At 51.7% G+C, this 18,499-nt stretch carries 17 protein-coding genes and 4 tRNA genes; 18 read left to right on the forward strand and 3 right to left on the reverse strand.

Going from position 1 to position 18,499, the window contains the following annotated elements:
* Positions 1 to 97: 97 nt before the first annotated feature.
* The 10 genes from alaS to luxS all read left to right on the forward strand — a co-directional run bounded on the left by alaS (position 98) and on the right by luxS (position 7,521).
* Positions 98 to 2,725, forward strand: a complete 2,628-nt coding sequence (gene alaS / locus B1H58_RS11590; RefSeq protein WP_085070458.1) for an alanine--tRNA ligase — start codon at positions 98 to 100, stop codon at positions 2,723 to 2,725.
* A 246-nt stretch (positions 2,726 to 2,971) separates the two neighbouring features.
* Positions 2,972 to 3,151, forward strand: a complete 180-nt coding sequence (gene csrA / locus B1H58_RS11595; protein WP_038624529.1) for a carbon storage regulator CsrA — start codon at positions 2,972 to 2,974, stop codon at positions 3,149 to 3,151.
* Positions 3,152 to 3,438: 287 nt separating this feature from the next.
* Positions 3,439 to 3,531: transfer RNA gene (locus B1H58_RS11605), tRNA-Ser, on the forward strand.
* Positions 3,532 to 3,540: 9 nt separating this feature from the next.
* Positions 3,541 to 3,617: transfer RNA gene (locus tag B1H58_RS11610), tRNA-Arg, on the forward strand.
* A gap of 84 nt (positions 3,618 to 3,701) precedes the next feature.
* Positions 3,702 to 3,778, forward strand: a tRNA-Arg gene (locus B1H58_RS11615).
* Between the two features lie 71 nt (positions 3,779 to 3,849).
* A tRNA-Arg gene (locus tag B1H58_RS11620) sits at positions 3,850 to 3,926 on the forward strand.
* Between the two features lie 302 nt (positions 3,927 to 4,228).
* The gene (yqaB, locus tag B1H58_RS11625; RefSeq protein ID WP_085070462.1) at positions 4,229 to 4,795 is read left to right on the forward strand and encodes a fructose-1-phosphate/6-phosphogluconate phosphatase; all 567 of its coding nucleotides are present in this window, start codon (positions 4,229 to 4,231) and stop codon (positions 4,793 to 4,795) included.
* On the forward strand, positions 4,792 to 5,217 hold the full coding sequence (locus B1H58_RS11630; RefSeq protein ID WP_085070464.1) for a YqaA family protein: 426 nt from the start codon (positions 4,792 to 4,794) through the stop codon (positions 5,215 to 5,217). The genes yqaB and B1H58_RS11630 overlap by 4 nt, the downstream gene beginning before the upstream one ends.
* A gap of 31 nt (positions 5,218 to 5,248) precedes the next feature.
* Entirely contained in the window at positions 5,249 to 6,853 is a 1,605-nt protein-coding gene (gshA, locus tag B1H58_RS11635) for a glutamate--cysteine ligase (protein ID WP_085070466.1), read from the forward strand.
* Positions 6,854 to 7,002: 149 nt separating this feature from the next.
* Entirely contained in the window at positions 7,003 to 7,521 is a 519-nt protein-coding gene (gene luxS, locus B1H58_RS11640; RefSeq protein WP_085070468.1) for an S-ribosylhomocysteine lyase, read from the forward strand.
* A gap of 52 nt (positions 7,522 to 7,573) precedes the next feature.
* Here the strand turns inward: luxS and B1H58_RS11645 are convergent, their stop codons facing one another.
* Positions 7,574 to 8,860, reverse strand: a complete 1,287-nt coding sequence (locus tag B1H58_RS11645; protein WP_085070470.1) for an HlyC/CorC family transporter — start codon at positions 8,858 to 8,860, stop codon at positions 7,574 to 7,576.
* Between the two features lie 19 nt (positions 8,861 to 8,879).
* Positions 8,880 to 9,668 (reverse strand): cytochrome C assembly family protein, encoded by a 789-nt coding sequence (locus B1H58_RS11650; RefSeq protein WP_085072295.1) that lies wholly within the window; start codon positions 9,666 to 9,668, stop codon positions 8,880 to 8,882.
* Positions 9,669 to 9,832: 164 nt separating this feature from the next.
* On the opposite strand from B1H58_RS11650, the gene ffh reads away from it, so the two are divergent.
* The 6 genes from ffh (at position 9,833) to B1H58_RS11680 (ending at position 15,288) form a co-directional block, all read left to right on the forward strand.
* Complete coding sequence (gene ffh, locus B1H58_RS11655) at positions 9,833 to 11,194, forward strand: signal recognition particle protein (protein WP_085070472.1); 1,362 nt, start codon at positions 9,833 to 9,835, stop codon at positions 11,192 to 11,194.
* Between the two features lie 145 nt (positions 11,195 to 11,339).
* On the forward strand, positions 11,340 to 11,588 hold the full coding sequence (gene rpsP, locus B1H58_RS11660; RefSeq protein ID WP_033739514.1) for a 30S ribosomal protein S16: 249 nt from the start codon (positions 11,340 to 11,342) through the stop codon (positions 11,586 to 11,588).
* Between the two features lie 18 nt (positions 11,589 to 11,606).
* Complete coding sequence (gene rimM / locus B1H58_RS11665) at positions 11,607 to 12,155, forward strand: ribosome maturation factor RimM (RefSeq protein ID WP_085070474.1); 549 nt, start codon at positions 11,607 to 11,609, stop codon at positions 12,153 to 12,155.
* Between the two features lie 35 nt (positions 12,156 to 12,190).
* Positions 12,191 to 12,955 carry a tRNA (guanosine(37)-N1)-methyltransferase TrmD gene (gene trmD / locus B1H58_RS11670; protein WP_085070476.1) on the forward strand — a complete coding sequence of 255 codons (765 nt, stop codon included), beginning with the start codon at positions 12,191 to 12,193 and terminating at the stop codon, positions 12,953 to 12,955.
* Positions 12,956 to 12,997: 42 nt separating this feature from the next.
* Complete coding sequence (gene rplS, locus B1H58_RS11675; RefSeq protein WP_085070477.1) at positions 12,998 to 13,345, forward strand: 50S ribosomal protein L19; 348 nt, start codon at positions 12,998 to 13,000, stop codon at positions 13,343 to 13,345.
* Between the two features lie 323 nt (positions 13,346 to 13,668).
* Entirely contained in the window at positions 13,669 to 15,288 is a 1,620-nt protein-coding gene (locus tag B1H58_RS11680; RefSeq protein ID WP_085070479.1) for a hypothetical protein, read from the forward strand.
* Between the two features lie 97 nt (positions 15,289 to 15,385).
* On the opposite strand, the gene B1H58_RS11685 is transcribed toward B1H58_RS11680, so the two are convergent.
* Positions 15,386 to 15,934, reverse strand: coding sequence for a GNAT family N-acetyltransferase (locus B1H58_RS11685; RefSeq protein ID WP_085070481.1), 549 nt, complete (start codon positions 15,932 to 15,934; stop codon positions 15,386 to 15,388).
* Between the two features lie 348 nt (positions 15,935 to 16,282).
* On the opposite strand from B1H58_RS11685, the gene B1H58_RS11690 reads away from it, so the two are divergent.
* Entirely contained in the window at positions 16,283 to 17,362 is a 1,080-nt protein-coding gene (locus B1H58_RS11690) for a 3-deoxy-7-phosphoheptulonate synthase (protein WP_085070483.1), read from the forward strand.
* Positions 17,363 to 17,368: 6 nt separating this feature from the next.
* The gene (tyrA, locus tag B1H58_RS11695) at positions 17,369 to 18,490 is read left to right on the forward strand and encodes a bifunctional chorismate mutase/prephenate dehydrogenase (RefSeq protein WP_085070485.1); all 1,122 of its coding nucleotides are present in this window, start codon (positions 17,369 to 17,371) and stop codon (positions 18,488 to 18,490) included.
* The last annotated feature ends 9 nt before the right edge of the window (positions 18,491 to 18,499 follow it).

Consider the following 18,499-nt stretch of genomic DNA (forward strand, 5'->3'; position numbering starts at 1 on the left):
TTATTCCCACTTTTTGTTGGTAACTCTTCACGCAGCCGTGTGGAACGCCCGCCCGGTGCCAAGGGAAGAACCTTCGTTAGCGTATTCCAGGATATTTATGAGCAAGAGTACTGCTGAGATCCGTCAAACGTTTCTCGATTTTTTCCATAGTAAGGGACACCAGGTTGTTGCCAGCAGCTCCCTCGTACCCCATAACGATCCGACGTTATTGTTTACTAACGCCGGGATGAACCAGTTTAAAGACGTTTTCCTTGGACAAGACAAGCGCAGCTACTCGCGTGCCACCACTTCGCAGCGCTGCGTGCGTGCCGGTGGTAAACATAATGACCTGGAAAACGTTGGCTATACCGCGCGTCACCATACTTTCTTTGAAATGCTGGGTAATTTCAGCTTCGGCGATTATTTCAAGAAAGAAGCGATTGCTTTTGCATGGGAGCTGCTGACGTCAGCGCAGTGGTTTAACCTGCCAAAAGAGCGCCTGTGGGTGACCGTGTACGAAACCGATGATGAAGCCTGGGACATTTGGGCCAATGAAATTGGCGTGCCCGCTGAGCGCATTATCCGTATCGGTGATAATAAAGGCGGCGCTTACGCTTCAGATAATTTCTGGCAGATGGGCGATACCGGACCATGCGGCCCGTGCAGCGAAATTTTCTACGATCATGGCGACCATATCTATGGCGGCCCGCCGGGCAGCCCGGAAGAAGATGGCGATCGCTATATCGAGATCTGGAATATCGTCTTTATGCAGTTTAACCGTCAGCCTGACGGTACGATGCTGCCGCTGCCTAAACCTTCTGTTGATACCGGCATGGGTCTGGAGCGTATTTCTGCGGTGCTGCAGCACGTTAACTCTAACTATGAAATCGATCTGTTCCAGAAGCTTATTGCTTCTGTGGCAGAGGTCACAGGCAGTACCGACCTCAGCAATAAATCGCTACGGGTTATTGCTGACCATATTCGTTCCTGTGCTTTCCTGATTGCCGATGGCGTTATCCCTTCAAATGAGAACCGTGGCTATGTGCTGCGTCGTATCATTCGTCGTGCGGTGCGTCATGGCAACATGCTGGGCGCTAAAGGCAGCTTCTTCTATAAACTGGTTGGCCCGCTGATTGAAGTGATGGGCAGTGCCGGTGAAGATCTGCAACGCCAGCAGACGCAGGTAGAGCAGATTCTTAAAACTGAAGAAGAGCAGTTTGCTAAAACGCTGGAGCGTGGTCTGGCGCTGCTGGATGAAGAACTGGCGAATCTGCAGGGCGATACGCTGGATGGCGAAACTGTTTTCCGCCTGTATGATACCTTCGGCTTCCCGGCAGACCTGACGGCTGATGTGTGCCGTGAGCGTAATCTGAAAATTGATGAAGAAGGCTTTGAGCAGGCAATGGAGCGTCAGCGTCAGCGCGCGCGTGAAGCCAGCGGTTTTGGCGCTGACTACAGCAATGTTATCAGCATCGATTCAGCTTCATCTTTCAGGGGTTACGACAACCTTGCGTTAAAAGCGGCTATAACTGCCATCTATGTTAACGGCCAGCCGGCAGATGAAATCACCGCCGGAGAAGAAGGGGTGATTGTACTCGATGAGACGCCGTTTTATGGCGAATCAGGCGGGCAGGTAGGCGATACCGGCGTGCTGAAAGGGCTTAACGCTGAGTTTAACGTAAGCGATACACAGAAATATGGTCAGGCTATTGGTCACACAGGCAAGCTGCTCTCTGGTCACCTGCGCATTGGCGATCGACTGGATGCTCAGGTTGACGAGGCGCGTCGTGCGCGCATTCGCCTGAACCACTCAGCCACGCATCTGTTGCATGCTGCGCTGCGTCAGGTTCTGGGAACGCATGTCGCTCAGAAAGGCTCGCTGGTAAACGATAAATATCTGCGATTCGATTTCTCGCACGCCGAGGCGATGAAGCCGCAGGAGATCCGTGAGGTTGAGGATATCGTTAACGCGCAGATCCGTCGTAACCTGCCGGTTGAGACCCATATCATGGATCTCGAAGAGGCCAAAGCGAACGGCGCAATGGCGCTGTTTGGCGAGAAATATGATGCGCGCGTGCGCGTACTGTCGATGGGCGACTTCTCGACCGAACTGTGTGGCGGCACGCACGCCAGCCGCACGGGGGATATCGGCCTGTTCCGCATTACCTCTGAATCAGGCACGGCCGCAGGTATTCGTCGTATCGAGGCGATAACGGGCGAAGCAGCGCTGGCGCAGGTCAACGCGCAGGCTGAACAATTGCACGATATCGCGCAGCTGGTTAAAGCCAACAGCAGCAATCTGAATGAAAAAGTGCGTGCTATGATCGATCACACGCGCGCGCTGGAAAAAGAGTTGCAGCAGTTAAAAGATCAGCAGGCGGCTCAGGAAAGCGCTTCGCTGAGCAGCAAATCCAAAGATATCAACGGTATAAAACTATTGGTTAATGAACTGAGCAATGTCGATCCTAAACTGTTGCGGACCATGGTTGATGAGTTAAAAAATCAGCTGGGCTCGGCAGTGATCGTCCTGGCGACGGTAGCAGACGGAAAGGTTTCTCTGATTGCCGGCGTAACAAAAGATCTTACCGACCGTGTTAAAGCGGGTGAGCTGATTGGCGCGGTGGCGCAGCAGGTTGGCGGTAAAGGCGGTGGACGCCCGGATATGGCGCAGGCGGGTGGTACGGATGCACAGGCGCTGCCTGCTGCGCTGGCCAGCGTTGAGTCATGGGTGTCTGCTAAACTGTAAGGGATAAAAAAGCAGTGCGGAAAGCGCCGTGGATAGCCTCCGCTGGCGCTTTTTAATGCAAACCGTACTCTGTAATAACAAAGTCAGGTTGCGGGTAATGATTTCGGCTAAACTAACTATCAGCAGAATGTATTAGCGTGACAAGATGCGTTGATGTATTTGTCATCATCTACGTTTAGCGCTATATGATGGATAATGCCGGGGACCCGACAGGCCCGACTCTTTTAATCTTTCAAGGAGCAAAGAATGCTTATTCTAACTCGTCGAGTTGGTGAAACCCTCATGATTGGCGATGAGGTGACGGTAACGGTACTGGGAGTGAAAGGTAATCAGGTTCGTATTGGTGTGAATGCGCCAAAAGAAGTTTCAGTACACCGTGAAGAAATCTATCAGCGTATCCAGGCTGAAAAGAGCCAACCACAGTAAAAGCTATACCGAATCCCGCGCCTCGCTCTCATTACCGCGAGGCGCAATGTTTTTCCCGCCCTGTTTTTTTCTCTGTTGTTTTCCCCTGATTGTGAACTGCCCCCTGTTTCGCTGTTGATAATTCACTCTTTTTGTCGGCAAAATATGCGGATTGCGTGGCTTTTGTGCAAACAAACATTTGTTGGGAAAAATTGTTTGACTTATAAGTGCGGGAAAGTAATATGTGCGCCACGCAGTGCCGATGAGCGGAAACAAAGTTCAGCAGCACAGTTCGCAAGAACGCGTAAGGTGAGATGGCCGAGAGGCTGAAGGCGCTCCCCTGCTAAGGGAGTATGCGGTCAAAAGCTGCATCGAGGGTTCGAATCCCTCTCTCACCGCCATTTAATGATGCATCCGTAGCTCAGCTGGATAGAGTACTCGGCTACGAACCGAGCGGTCGGAGGTTCGAATCCTCCCGGATGCACCATCTCCAGGAAGTAAAACGATACAGTGTTAGCAGCCTGTGTCACGGTGAGTTGTCAGCACCCTGTGTTATACAAGAATTTGTAATGCATCCGTAGCTCAGCTGGATAGAGTACTCGGCTACGAACCGAGCGGTCGGAGGTTCGAATCCTCCCGGATGCACCATTTTCTCTGAAGCGTTAACGTCTTCTTTAGTATTTCCTCAGGTCAGTTGCAGTTCCCCCTGTTTTTCCGATGCATCCGTAGCTCAGCTGGATAGAGTACTCGGCTACGAACCGAGCGGTCGGAGGTTCGAATCCTCCCGGATGCACCATCTTCAGATTTACTCCTCTGTTTATTCTCTGGTACTACTCTTCACACTCTTGCATTACCCTTTATTCTCTCGCATTACTTTTTACTTTCTCGCGTTACCTTCCAAATTTTCCTGTTGCGTTTTCTCATTATCTTCTTTAGCGACCCCTGTACGACCTCATTCAGGTTCCTGAACTCTCTGACCTTTTTCTGATTCCTAAATTTCCCAATAGATTCAAAGCATTTGCTGTTCATTGCTACCGGCGACAACCCGCATACTTTACGTTAAAGTAAAGGGGCATTTATTCACAGCCGGGAGAGGATATGTACGATCGCTATGATGGTCTGATTTTTGATATGGACGGTACACTCCTCGATACCGAAACGACTCATCGTCAGGCCTGGGATCGGGTGCTGACGCGTTATGGTTTGTCGTTTGATGAACAGGCGATGATTGGGCTGAATGGCTCACCAACATGGCGCGTGGCGGAATTTATCATTGCCAGCCATCAGGCCGATCTGGATCCTTTCCAGCTGGCTGCTGAAAAAACAGCCGCCGTGAAAACCATGCTTTTTGACAGCGTTCGTGCTTTGCCGCTTATCGATGTGGTGAAAGCTTATCACGGGCGTAAACCTATGGCGGTGGGGACCGGCAGTGAACATGCAATGGCCGATGCTTTGTTGCAGCATCTGCATCTGCGTCATTATTTTGACGTTATCGTTGGTGCTGATGATGTAACGCGCCATAAACCTGAACCCGACACTTTTCTGCGTTGCGCTGCGTTAATGGGCGTGGATGCTGAAAAATGCGTGGTGTTTGAGGATGCCGACTTTGGCCTGCAGGCAGCGCAAGCCGCTGGTATGGCTGCGGTAGATGTTCGCTTATTGTGAATGACATTCTGAGTTACGGTTCGTTATTTGCCAGCAGTTTTTTGAGCGCCACGCTGCTACCGGGGAGCTCTGAGGTGCTGCTGGTTACGTTACTACTGGCAGGGAATTCGCCGGCATTAGGTCTGATTTGTGTCGCAGCCGTGGGGAACACGCTCGGCGGATTAACAAACGTTGTTATTGGTCGCTTACTGCCGCCAAAGCAGGGGCGATGGCATAACACAGCAATGGCGTGGTTGCGTCGGCTTGGTCCTGCAGCGCTGTTATTCAGTTGGTTACCGCTGATTGGCGATCTGCTGTGTGTACTGGCTGGCTGGTTGCGTTTCTCATGGCTCCCGGTAGTGCTGTTTTTGGCTATTGGCAAGACTCTGCGTTACGTAGTGGTCGCGACCGCAACTTTACAGGGCATGGCGTGGTGGCATTGATTCCTTCAGAATCGGGGCTACGGTAAACATTATGCTAAACAAAAATAAATTATTCTCTGAGCGGGAGGTCACTTTGATCCCGGACGTATCACAGGCGCTTTCCTGGCTGGAAGCACATCCTGACGCCCTGAAAGGTATTGGTCGAGGCATTGAGCGTGAAACGCTACGTGTCAGGCCAGACGGTAAACTCGCGACCACCGGCCATCCGGCGGATCTTGGCGCAGCGTTGACCCATAAATGGATTACCACTGATTTCGCTGAATCACTGCTTGAGTTTATTACACCCGTCGATCGCGATATCGATCATCTGCTGGCGTTTTTACGCGATATACATCGTCATGTTGCCCGCGAGTTAGGCGAAGAGCGTATGTGGCCTTTCAGTATGCCCTGCGTGATTGAAAACAGCGATGCTATCCAGCTGGCGCAATATGGCAGCTCGAACATTGGACGCATGAAAACGCTCTATCGCGAAGGTCTGAAAAATCGCTACGGCGCGTTGATGCAGACTATTTCCGGCGTGCATTACAACTTCTCGCTGCCGCTCTCTTTCTGGCAGGCGTGGGCTGGCGTTAAAGATATGGAAAGCGGCAAAGATGCCATCTCTGCCGGCTATTTACGCTTGATCCGTAACTACTATCGCTTTGGCTGGGTTATTCCCTATCTGTTTGGCGCTTCGCCTGCGGTTTGTTCTACTTTCCTGCAGGGGAAAGAGAGCAGCCTGCCTTTTGAGCGCAACGAGCGCGGTATGCTCTGGTTACCCTATGCTACCTCGCTGCGCTTAAGCGATTTGGGGTATACCAATAAATCGCAGAGCAATCTGGGCATTACGTTTAATACCCTGAACGGCTATGTCGAGGCGTTGAAAAAGGCGATTAAAACCCCTTCTGAAGAATATGCCCGTATAGGCGTAAAAGATGAAGAAGGGCGCTGGTTACAGCTTAATACCAACGTGCTGCAGATAGAGAACGAACTCTATGCGCCTATTCGTCCCAAACGCGTTACGCGTTCTGGCGAGGCGCCGTCTGATGCGCTGGCGCGCGGTGGCATTGAATATATTGAAGTGCGTTCGCTGGATATTAACCCTTTCTCACCGGTTGGTGTAGATGAAACGCAGGTGCGCTTCCTCGATCTGTTCCTGATCTGGTGTACGCTGGCAGACGCGCCGGAAATGAGCAGCGCTGAACTGCAATGCACGCGGCAAAACTGGAATCGCGTTATCCTTGAAGGTCGTAAGCCGGGTCAGACCATCGGCATAGGCTGTGAAGATACCCGTCAGCCGTTAACGATGGTGGGCAAAGCGCTGTTTGCCGACCTGAAACGTGTAGCGGAAGTTCTCGATAGTCAGTCGGGATCGCCTGATTACCAGCAGGTGTGCGATCGCCTGGTCGCCTCTTTTGACGATCCTGAGTTAACCTATTCTGCGCGCATCTTACAGACGATGCTGGATAACGGCATCAGCGGAACCGGGCTGGCGCTGGCCGAGCAGTATCGTCAGATGCTGACGGAAGAGCCGTTGCAGGTATTAACCGGGGAAGATTTCACTCAGGAAGCGATACGCTCGCGTTATGCGCAGCAGGAGCTGGAAGCGGCAGATACCCTGAGTTTCGCTGAGTTTTTGGCGAGCAAGAAAGGATAGAAAAGAAAATGGCCACAATCACTGTGGCCAAACTAACATCTCTGTTGTCAGGGATGATGATAACAAATGCGCGTCTTTCACTTATTCAGACGCACGGCGAACAGAAAAGTTTCATCGTTCACAAAAAAATTTTTAGCTGAGGTAACGATATGCCATTACTGGACAGTTTTACCGTTGATCATACCCGTATGGCCGCGCCGGCAGTACGCGTCGCCAAAACCATGAATACGCCTCATGGCGATACCATCACGGTATTTGATCTGCGTTTCTGCGTGCCCAATAAAGAAGTTATGCCGGAACGCGGTATCCACACGCTTGAGCATCTGTTCGCAGGCTTTATGCGTAACCACCTGAATGGCGACGGCGTAGAAATTATTGATATCTCTCCGATGGGATGCCGCACCGGCTTTTATATGAGCCTGATCGGTACGCCTTCCGAGCAGCGCGTTGCTGATTCATGGAAAGCGGCGATGAATGATGTGCTGAAGGTCAATGACCAGAACCAAATCCCGGAACTGAACGAATATCAGTGCGGGACCTATCAGATGCACTCGCTGGATGAGGCCAAAGATATTGCCCGTCACATCATTGAGCATGACGTACGTGTTAACCACAATGATGAGCTGGCGCTGCCGCAGGATAAGCTGAAAGAACTGGAAATCCACTAAGCGTAAAGCATAAAAAAGGGCCGCGTTTGCGGCCCTTTTTATTGGCGGCGAATCAGGAGCCAATACTGGATTGCAGCGGCTGTTGGGGCGTTACCCTTATCTGCTTCACCATATTGTCCTGCACATCAAGAATATCGATATCATAGTTATTTATCTGGATACGCGTGCCTGCCTGCGGGATCTCTTCCAGTTCTTCCAGCAGCATGCCGTTAACCGTACGCGCCTCTTCCTGAGGTAAGTGCCAGTTAAATGCTTTATTGATTTCCCGCACGTTAGCCGTACCTTCAATCAGCACTGAACCATCGCTCTGCGGCATCACTTCTTCAGCCAGTGAAGGAGACATGGAGGTCGTAAAATCACCGACAATCTCTTCCAGAATATCTTCGATGGTAACCAGTCCCTTGATATCGCCATACTCGTCCACCACCAGCCCAACTTTCTTCTTGTTGCGCTGAAATTTAACCAGCTGCACGTTAAGCGGCGTGCCTTCCGGCACGTAGTAAATTTCATCAGCAGCGCGCAGCAGGTTCTCTTTAGTGAACTCTTTTTTCTCTGTCATCATGCGCCACGCTTCGCGTACGCGCAGCATGGCCACGGCGTCGTCCAGCGAGTCACGATATAATACGATCCGGCCATGAGGAGAATGGGACACCTGGCGTTCAATGGATTTCCACTCATCGTTGATATTGATGCCGACGATTTCATTACGCGGCACCATGATGTCATCCACGCTCACCTTTTCCAGATCCAGCACCGATAGCAGCATCTCCTGGTGACGGCGCGACATGAGCGAACGGGATTCATACACGATGGTGCGCAGCTCATCTTTATTCAGCGCTGAACTGATTGAACCGTCCGATTTGATGCCGATCATACGCATCAGCAGGCGTGTAATGGTATTTAGCAGCCATACCAGCGGCATCATAATGATCTGCAACGGGCCAAGCAGCAGGCTGCTGGGATAGGCAACCTTTTCCGGATAAAGCGCGGCAATGGTTTTTGGCAGGACTTCCGCGAAAATCAACACCGCAAACGTCAGTATGCCGGTGGCAATGGCGACGCCTGCATTACCATACAGGCGCATCCCAACGATGGTCGCCAGCGCCGAGGCGAGAATATTGACCAGGTTGTTGCCGATCAGCACCAGGCTTATCAAACGGTCTGGGCGTCGCAGTAATTTCTCCACGCGACGGGCACTGCGGTTGCCGTTTTTGGCTTTATGACGCAGCCGGTAACGGTTAAGGGTCATCATGCCGGTCTCGGAGCCGGAAAAGTAAGCCGAGACCAGAATCATCACGACCAGCGTAATAATCAGTGTGGTGGTTGAAACGTGTTCCAACGCGGAATCCTTTTATCAATCAGTGAGTGAGCAGATGCTGTAGTACGCGGCTGCCGAAGTAAGACATGGTCAACAGCAGCGCACCACCACAGTTAAACCAGACGACGCGGCGTCCACGCCAGCCTTCATGATAATGCCCCCAGAGCAAAACGATATAAACAAACCAGGCCAGAATCGACAGCACGGCTTTATCCACGTTTTCGGGGGAAAAAAGATTATCCATATAAAACAGGCCAGTACAGAGTACCAGCGTCAGCAATACGACGCCAACCTGCGTGATATGAAACATTTTGCGCTCAATGGTCATCAGCGGCGGTACATCGTTACTGAAGGCTAAGCGCTTATTTTTCAGCTGGTAATCGATCCATGCCAGCTGCAGTGCGTAAAGCGCGGCGATAATTAGCGTGGCATAGGCAAAAAGCGCCAGCCCGATATGGATCATCATGCCAGGCGTGGTTTCCAGATGCGTAATAAACGCATTCGGCACGAAGGTCGCAAAGGCGAGATTGATAAGCGCAAAGCTATAAACAATCGGCAGCAGCAGCCAGCCACGATTACGCGAAGCGACAATGGTCATGATGATGCAGATCAGCAAACTTACCAACGAACCAATGTTCAGCAGGCTAAGGTTTTGAGCGCCATTAACGAAGATGCGCTGCTGAAGCGCCACCGCATGCGCCGCCAACGCCAGCGTTGCCGACAGGACGGCCATGCGTCGCCAGGCGCCGTTATTCCGCAGCAGGCTGGGAATGATCAGAGCAAGGCTAAATGAGTAGGCAAAGAGCGCCAGAATCGCGAAAGCAGACATAGAATGGTCAAATATCGGAAAGATGAAGAAAAATGCAGTATAGCGCCAGCCGGAGTTTGCTCCAAACGTTCTCATTGTGGATTGCAGAGATCGCCAATGCTTCGTGTTATAATCCGTCACATTGTGTCGCCCAGGCGGCTCTGTTTTATCTTGAGCGAGAGACAATGTTTGATAATTTAACCGATCGATTGTCGCAAACCCTGCGCAATATCAGCGGCCGCGGAAGGCTGACCGAAGAAAACGTCAAAGAAACCCTGCGTGAAGTGCGCATGGCGCTGCTGGAGGCGGACGTTGCGCTGCCGGTAGTGCGTGAATTTATTAACCGCGTAAAAGAGCGCGCGGTTGGGCACGAAGTGAATAAAAGCCTGACGCCGGGTCAGGAGTTTATCAAGATTGTGCGTAATGAGCTGGTTGAGGCGATGGGATCGGAAAACCATGCCCTTAACCTCGCCGCGCAGCCGCCAGCCGTGGTGCTGATGGCCGGCCTGCAGGGTGCGGGTAAAACCACCAGCGTTGGCAAGCTCGGTAAATTCCTGCGTGAAAAGCACAAGAAAAAAGTGCTGGTTGTTTCTGCCGACGTCTATCGTCCGGCGGCGATCAAGCAGCTGGAAACGCTGGCGCAGCAGGTAGGGGTGGATTTTTGTCCGTCTGACCTGAGCCAGAAGCCGGTTGATATCGTTAACAACGCGCTAAAAGAAGCAAAGCTTAAATTCTACGATGTTCTGCTGGTGGATACTGCCGGTCGTCTGCACGTAGATGAAGCGATGATGGATGAGATCAAACAGGTACACGCCGCGATTAATCCGGTGGAGACGCTGTTTGTGGTCGATGCCATGACCGGTCAGGATGCGGCAAACACGGCGAAGGCGTTTAACGAAGCGCTGCCGTTAACCGGCGTTATTTTGACCAAGGTCGACGGCGATGCTCGCGGCGGTGCGGCGCTCTCTATTCGTCATATCACCGGCAAGCCGATTAAGTTTATGGGCGTCGGTGAAAAGACCGAAGCGCTGGAGCCGTTTTATCCCGATCGTCTGGCGTCACGTATCCTCGGCATGGGCGATGTGCTGTCGCTTATCGAAGATATCGAAAGCAAAGTTGATCGCGCCCAGGCAGAAAAGCTGGCGAACAAGCTGAAGAAAGGCGACGGCTTTGACCTGAATGACTTTCTGGAACAGCTAAAACAGATGCGCAATATGGGCGGCATGGCCAGCCTGATGGGAAAACTTCCCGGAATGGGGCAGCTGCCGGATAACGTAAAGTCGCAGATGGATGACAAAGTACTGGTGCGCATGGAGGCGATGATCAACTCCATGACGCGCAAAGAGCGTGAAAAACCTGAGATTATCAAGGGGTCACGCAAGCGTCGTATCGCCGCAGGTTCCGGTATGCAGGTGCAGGATGTCAACCGTATGCTCAAGCAATTCGACGATATGCAGCGCATGATGAAAAAGATGAAAAAGGGCGGCATGTCAAAAATGCTGCGCGGAATGAAGGGCATGATGCCACCGGGCTTTCCGGGGCGTTAAGCTGTTCCAATGTAAAGTCCCGACAGTTTGCTCAGTTTAGATTGCTTTTTGCGCCAAAATGAGTAAAATTTTCGGGCTTTTTATACGACACCCGGGCCCCGTTCCTCGATGGGGCCCGGTTGTTTTATTAACTGAAGAGGATGTTATGGTAACAATTCGTTTGGCACGTCACGGCGCGAAAAAGCGTCCGTTCTATCAGGTTGTCGTTACTGACAGCCGCAACGCACGTAATGGTCGTTTCATTGAGCGTGTAGGCTTCTTCAACCCGATCGCATCTGGTCAGGCTGAAGCACTGCGTCTGGACCTGGACCGTATTGAGCACTGGGTTGGCCAGGGCGCTACGCTGTCCGATCGCGTTAACGCGCTGATCAAAGAAGCTAAAAAAGCAGCTTAATCTGTCACGGTGGTTAGCATGAGCAAACAACTCGCCACACAGCCTCCCGTTAATCCCGTTACGTTGGGAAAAATGGGAGCGGCCTACGGCATTCGGGGTTGGCTCAAAGTGTTTTCTTCCACCGAAGATGCCGACAGCATCTTTGACTACCAGCCCTGGTTCATTCAACGCGCCGGTAAATGGCAGCAGATTGAGCTGGAAAGCTGGAAGCACCACAATCAGGACATCATCATCAAAGTCAAAGGCATTGATGATCGTGATGCGGCGGCCCAGTTGACTAACTGTGAAATTTTAGTCGACTCCACGCAGTTGCCGAAGCTGGAAGAGGGTGATTACTACTGGAAAGACCTGATGGGTTGCAAAGTAGTTACCGTTGACGGCTATGAAATGGGTAAAGTCATTGATTTGATGGAAACCGGCTCAAACGACGTACTGGTCGTGCAGGCAAACCTGAAAGATGCGTTCGGTGTGAAAGAGCGGTTAATTCCGTTTCTTGATGAACAGGTTATCAAGAAAGTCGATCTCACTACCGGCACCATTGAAGTAGATTGGGATCCTGGTTTTTGACCTCCGAACAAAACGGTAATCCTACGGCGTGCTCTATGTGGATTGGTGTAATTAGCCTGTTTCCAGAGATGTTTCGCGCTATTACCGACTACGGGGTAACTGGCCGGGCAGTAAAAAATGGCCTGCTCAGCGTCCAAAGCTGGAGTCCGCGTGACTTCACGCATGACCGGCATCGCACCGTGGACGATCGTCCTTACGGCGGCGGTCCGGGGATGTTGATGATGGTACAACCCTTACGGGATGCCATCCACGCAGCGAAAGCGGCGGCGGGAGAGGGCGCTAAGGTGATTTATCTGTCACCTCAGGGGCGCAAGCTCGATCAAGATGGAGTTTGCGAACTGGCAACGCAGCAGAAGTTAATTCTGGTTTGCGGACGCTACGAAGGGATCGATGAGCGCGTGATCCAGACTGAAATCGATGAAGAATGGTCGATTGGGGATTACGTACTCAGCGGTGGAGAGTTGCCAGCGATGACGTTGATTGATTCAGTCGCCCGGTTTATACCTGGTGTGCTGGGCAAGCAGGCGTCAGCCGAAGAAGATTCGTTTTCTGAAGGTTTGCTGGACTGTCCGCATTATACCCGCCCTGAAGTGTTGGAAGGGCTGGAGGTTCCGCCAGTATTACTGTCGGGCAACCATGCTGAAATTCGCCGTTGGCGCCTGAAACAGTCGCTTGGCCGTACCTGGCTTAGAAGACCTGAACTTCTGGAAAACCTGGCTCTGACTGAAGAGCAAGCAAAGTTGCTTAGCGAGTTCCAGCAGGAATTCAGCGCGCAACAAAACTATGATGCGGAAGGCTAGCCTTCCGATAAGATCAGTTTACCCAGGATAAGAGATTTAATTATGAGCAACATTATCAAGCAAATCGAACAAGAGCAGATGAAGCAGGACGTACCTTCTTTCCGTCCGGGTGATTCCGTGGAAGTGAAAGTATGGGTCGTTGAAGGTTCTAAAAAGCGTCTGCAGGCATTCGAGGGCGTGGTTATCGCTATTCGTAACCGCGGTCTGCACTCTGCATTCACTGTTCGCAAAATTTCCAATGGCGAAGGTGTTGAGCGTGTATTCCAGACTCACTCACCGGTCATTGACAGCATCACCGTGAAACGTCGTGGTGCCGTGCGTAAAGCGAAACTGTACTACCTGCGTGAGCGTACTGGTAAAGCTGCTCGTATCAAAGAGCGTCTTAACTAAGAGCTCGCGTAAGCGACATCTTAAAGTTAATAGCAATAAAGGGGTTAGCATCAAGCTAACCCCTTTTTTTATGCATAAAAAAGAGTGGCTCTATAGCCAGCCTCGCTAATTCACTGCGCCAGCCGACAGTTGTATAAAAAATGTCATAAACGGCGGAACCTCTTATGCCCGCAGCCTACACAAAGGGAATCGTGTATTAGTTGTACTGATGTTCTTTTCACCAGATTAAACACGAGTTTGAACTAACAATCTTCAGCAATCGGCATGGCGATGACCTTATCGCGACCGAACCCTTGTTGATTTAACTCTGGAGTCTATCGAACATGACTAACGGCATTCAGCGTCAACCCGCGGTGCAAAATTTTTCCCGTCCAATCAATAACCAGACCGATGCTGCAGGCAGCAGCCAGACACAGGGCGTGCGTAGCCATGGCGCCAGCTCTGTTGGGCATACAGGCAATGTAGCGGCGGCAGGAGGCGTTGATGCGCAACGCCAGAAGAACATCACCGAATTGAAAAACCTGATGAAGGAATTTTTCACTGCCGGTGAAGGAATGGAAGCACTGATTGATTCGCGCGCCACCGAACTGCACGAAATGGGATATAACCCGGACAGCGCCCGCAGCGTGCTGACGAAAGGCAAGAAGCTTGATGCAGCTACCGATGCAGCCCTGGGCGCGCTGGGCGCGGTTGCCTTTGCAACCTCCTCTTTTCCGGCAGAAGCGCTGGCAAAAGTAGCGAACAACTACTTTGGTTTTCCTCCAGGCACGCTGACCGCTGAGGCGGTTAACGGTGCCATCGGCGGAGGCACGGCCATGGTAATGAAATCGTTCTGGGACAAGGTATCGGCCAATGCGCAGCATGATGCGAAATGGATGGATGCCAATATGGATAAACTGGAGCCGGCAATGCAGGAAACGGTCAAACATCGCGAAGGGTTGGGCCATAATATGAAACAGGCACTATTGGGCGGAACCGGTTATAACGCGCGCAATGTGATTACCGGCACGGTAGCAGCCAGCGTAGCCGGGCTGTCGGAAAAACAGATCTATGCGGCTAATACAGCAACCAGTACGCCGCTGACCGTGGCAGCGGGCGCTCTTAGCGGGTACGTACAGAACAAAGCAAATAATCTGCATGGTCCTGAATTTTTGCTGGGACGCACCGACTGGAAAGAGCGTTTTAAGCAGCTTGATGACACTCAGGTTATGGATCAGGTTGTAAAGGGCGGCGCAAAACGGTTAGCGGACGCTGCGCAGGGTTTGGTTTCCCCACGCCAACTCACCAAAGGTGGCATGAATATTTTGTCAGGCAATATGGTTGCCGAAACGATGGCGCTTGGCGCTGGTCTGGCGGGCGTGAATAGTCTGCGCAATATGACCCGTCATGCAATGGAGAAAGAGACTGGCAATATTAACGTGCAGCAGGCAGTCGAGCAGTTGGTTAACCTTTTTGGTGCTGCCGCTGCTTATGCCGGTCAGGGCGTCGCGGGAACCATCGCCGGTAAGCCCGTCGACACTAATGAGCAGGCAATAGACAGCTTCTTTGATAAGCATCCCGCGCTGGATATCAATAATAGCCGACGCAAGGATAACGCCGCAGAAAACACGACAACCGGTAATCCGCTAACGGCAAGCGCAGCGGGGCAGGACGGAACAGCGGCTACTGGCAATGACAACGCGCCAGCCGATCAGACAGTGGACATTCCTTTGCGCCCGCTAACCCAGTCAGGTCATCAGGCGACCGCCTCCTCTTCACGAGCCGATAACGCATCTCAACAAAGCCTTGATAGCGCTTTTGTCGCCCGTCCAAAAAGTGCCAGCAGTCAGGAAAGCTTTCAGTCAGCCATTAGCAGAGCAAGTTCTCCTGAGGAGTTAAGCGCGCTTCAGGCACAGCAAAAAATTGCCGCAGCGTCAGGTGAATGGCCGTTAAAAAATACGTGATGGGCAGGCTGACAGCTTTAAACGCTTGCTCTGCCAGTTAAAAGTTAAACAGGATAGCGGCAGATAAGAAACAGGTGCGCGGTGGGTCAGGGATGACCTATAACGTAACCGCAGGATGACCTGTGATGAAATCTTCGCGCCGTAAATGATAGATCGCGGCAGTGACAGGCCCGCTGTCCAGTACGATCAGCCCATAACGCAGAGCGATTAACTGTGCGCCACAGCTATGCGCCACCGCCCGACTGGGCGCGTTGGCTTCAGCCGCTAAAATTTCAATGATGTTAATTTCAGGGCGACGGAATCCCTCTCTGGCCAGCTGCATCACAGCCTGACGGGCAATGCCTTTGCGTTGTTCTTTCTGTCGTACCCAATAGCCTATTGCGCAGTGTTCACCAGGCGTTTGCCCATAGCGAATCCCGGCGGCGCCCAGAAAACGATGATCGCTGGCGGCAAAAATTCCCATTTCATTCGCTTCGCCTTGTTCCCGTTGACGATCGATCAGGCGGAACCATTCAATAGCTTCATCAGGCTGATAATTCTCATGCGCCCAGGACATCCATGGTTTTAGCGAAGAGAGTGACTCATTAATTGCCGCTGCGTAGTCAGCGGCATCCGTGGCCAGCATCGGCCGTAAATAAATTTCCATGTAGTCTCCGTAGAAGCATTTACTCAGTAGCCAGCGGAAAAGAGAGCGTTATAAGGGATTGTTAAAAAAAGCATTGTTGCTTAATTTCACGCTAATAGCCTGGAGCAGCTTAACATTTCTTAAATAACACGAAAAATCAGTATGTAAACTTTATTATACATAATGAGTTTGAGGATTGTGGTTGGTTTTCTTATATAAATCCATATTATTCAAATAATTAAAGTTATAATCTGGAGGTGTGGCTTATTGCAGTAAAAAAAGATGTACACACAGGTGATGGTCTGTATTTCCTGTGTTACATTATTTGCTCACCGCAATGACGAAAAGGCCAGAAAGAGGATCGCCAACATGCAGAAAGACGCGCTGAATAATGTCCATATCATAGAAGAACAGATTTTAATTACCCCAGAACAGCTGAAACAAAAGTTTCCACTGAACGCCGAGCTTGAGGCACAGGTTGCTGTGGCACGTCAGACTATCTCTGACATTATTGCTGGCCGGGATCATCGTCTGTTAGTGGTATGCGGCCCCTGTTCTGTTCACGATCCTGAAGCAGCGCTCGCTTATGCCCGTCAGTTAAAAGATCTTTCTGAACAGCTGAAGGATCAGCTCTATATCGTCATGCGTGTCTATTTTGAAAAACCTCGCACTACCGTTGGCTGGAAAGGATTAATCAACGATCCCTATATAGATAACTCTTTTGATGTGGAAGCGGGCTTACATATTGCCCGGCAGCTGCTGGTGAATCTGGTTGAAATGGGATTACCGCTGGCCACTGAAGCGCTGGATCCCAACAGCCCTCAATACCTGGGCGATCTTTTTAGCTGGTCAGCTATCGGTGCGCGTACCACAGAATCACAAACGCATCGTGAAATGGCTTCCGGGCTGTCAATGCCGGTTGGCTTTAAGAACGGCACGGACGGTAGCCTTGGCACCGCTATTAACGCCATGCGCGCCGCAGCCATGCCGCACCGTTTTGTTGGTATCAATCAGGCTGGTCAGGTTTGCCTGCTTCAGACACAGGGCAACCCGGACGGGCACGTTATTTTACGCGGCGGCAAAACCCCAAACTATAGTCCGGCGGACGTTGAGCAGTGCGAAAACGAGATGTTGAAAGCGGGATTACGTCCGGCGCTGATGATAGATTGCAGTCATGGCAATTCAAATAAAGACTATCGCCGCCAGCCAGGCGTTGCTGAATCCGCCGTTGCGCAAATCAGGGACGGCAACCGTTCCATTATCGGCCTGATGCTGGAAAGCCATATTTATGAAGGCAGCCAGTCTTCTGAGCAGCCTCGCAGTGAGATGCGTTATGGTGTATCGGTTACCGATGCCTGTATTAGCTGGGAAACTACCGCGCAGCTGTTACAACGTATTCATCGGGATCTCAGCGGCGTACTGGCGGCGCGTTTGTCACAGGAGAGTTAAAAAGAGATGGTGGCTGAACTCAACGCGCTGCGTGATCAGATTGATGAGGTAGATAAGGCATTGCTCGGTTTACTGGCTAAACGGCTGCAGCTGGTGGCCGAAGTCGGGGAAGTAAAAAGCCGCTATGGCTTGCCGATCTATGTGCCTGAGCGTGAAGCGAGCATGCTGGCTTCGCGTCGTAAAGAGGCGGAGGCGCTCGGTGTGCCGCCGGACTTGATTGAAGATATATTGCGTCGCGTCATGCGGGAATCCTATTCCAGCGAAAATGATAAAGGCTTCAAGACGCTCTGTCCTGAATTGCGTCCGGTAGTTATCGTAGGCGGTAAAGGGCGTATGGGGCAGCTGTTTGAGAAGATGCTGACGCTCTCCGGCTATCAGGTCAAAATCCTCGATAAAGAGGAGTGGGAGCAGGCGCCGTCGTTATTGCAGGATGCGGGGATGGTTATCGTTAGCGTGCCCATCCATCTGACAGAACAGGTGATCGCCCGGCTGCCTCCGTTACCGGACGATTGCATATTAGTCGATATCGCCTCGGTAAAAAATCGGCCATTACAGGCGATGCTGGCGGCGCATTCGGGGCCGGTATTAGGGCTACATCCCATGTTTGGCCCCGACAGCGGCAGCCTGGCGAAGCAGGTCGTGGTGTGGTGTGATGGTCGTCAGCCTGAGGCTTATCAGTGGTTTCTGGAGCAAATTCAGGTGTGGGGCGCGCGGCTACATCGTATCAGCGCCGCTGAGCACGATCAAAACATGGCCTTTATACAGGCGCTGCGTCACTTCGCTACCTTTGCTTACGGCTTACATCTTGCTGAGGAAAATGTTCAGCTTGAACAGTTGCTGGCACTTTCGTCGCCAATTTACCGGCTGGAGCTGGCAATGGTGGGGCGACTGTTTGCACAGGATCCGCAGCTTTATGCCGATATCATTATGTCTTCAGAAAGTAATCTGGCGTTGATTAAGCGTTACTATCAGCGTTTCGGTGAAGCCATTGCGTTACTGGAACGGAGCGATAAACAGGGCTTTATTGATAGCTTCCGTAAAGTTGAGCAGTGGTTTGGCGATTATGCGCCGCGCTTTATGCTGGAAAGCCGTTCGCTGCTGCGTTCAGCTAATGATAATCGGGTGTAACCTGCGGAA

It is taken from the genome of Pantoea alhagi (genome assembly GCF_002101395.1).
Classification (GTDB): Bacteria; Pseudomonadota; Gammaproteobacteria; order Enterobacterales; family Enterobacteriaceae; genus Mixta; species Mixta alhagi.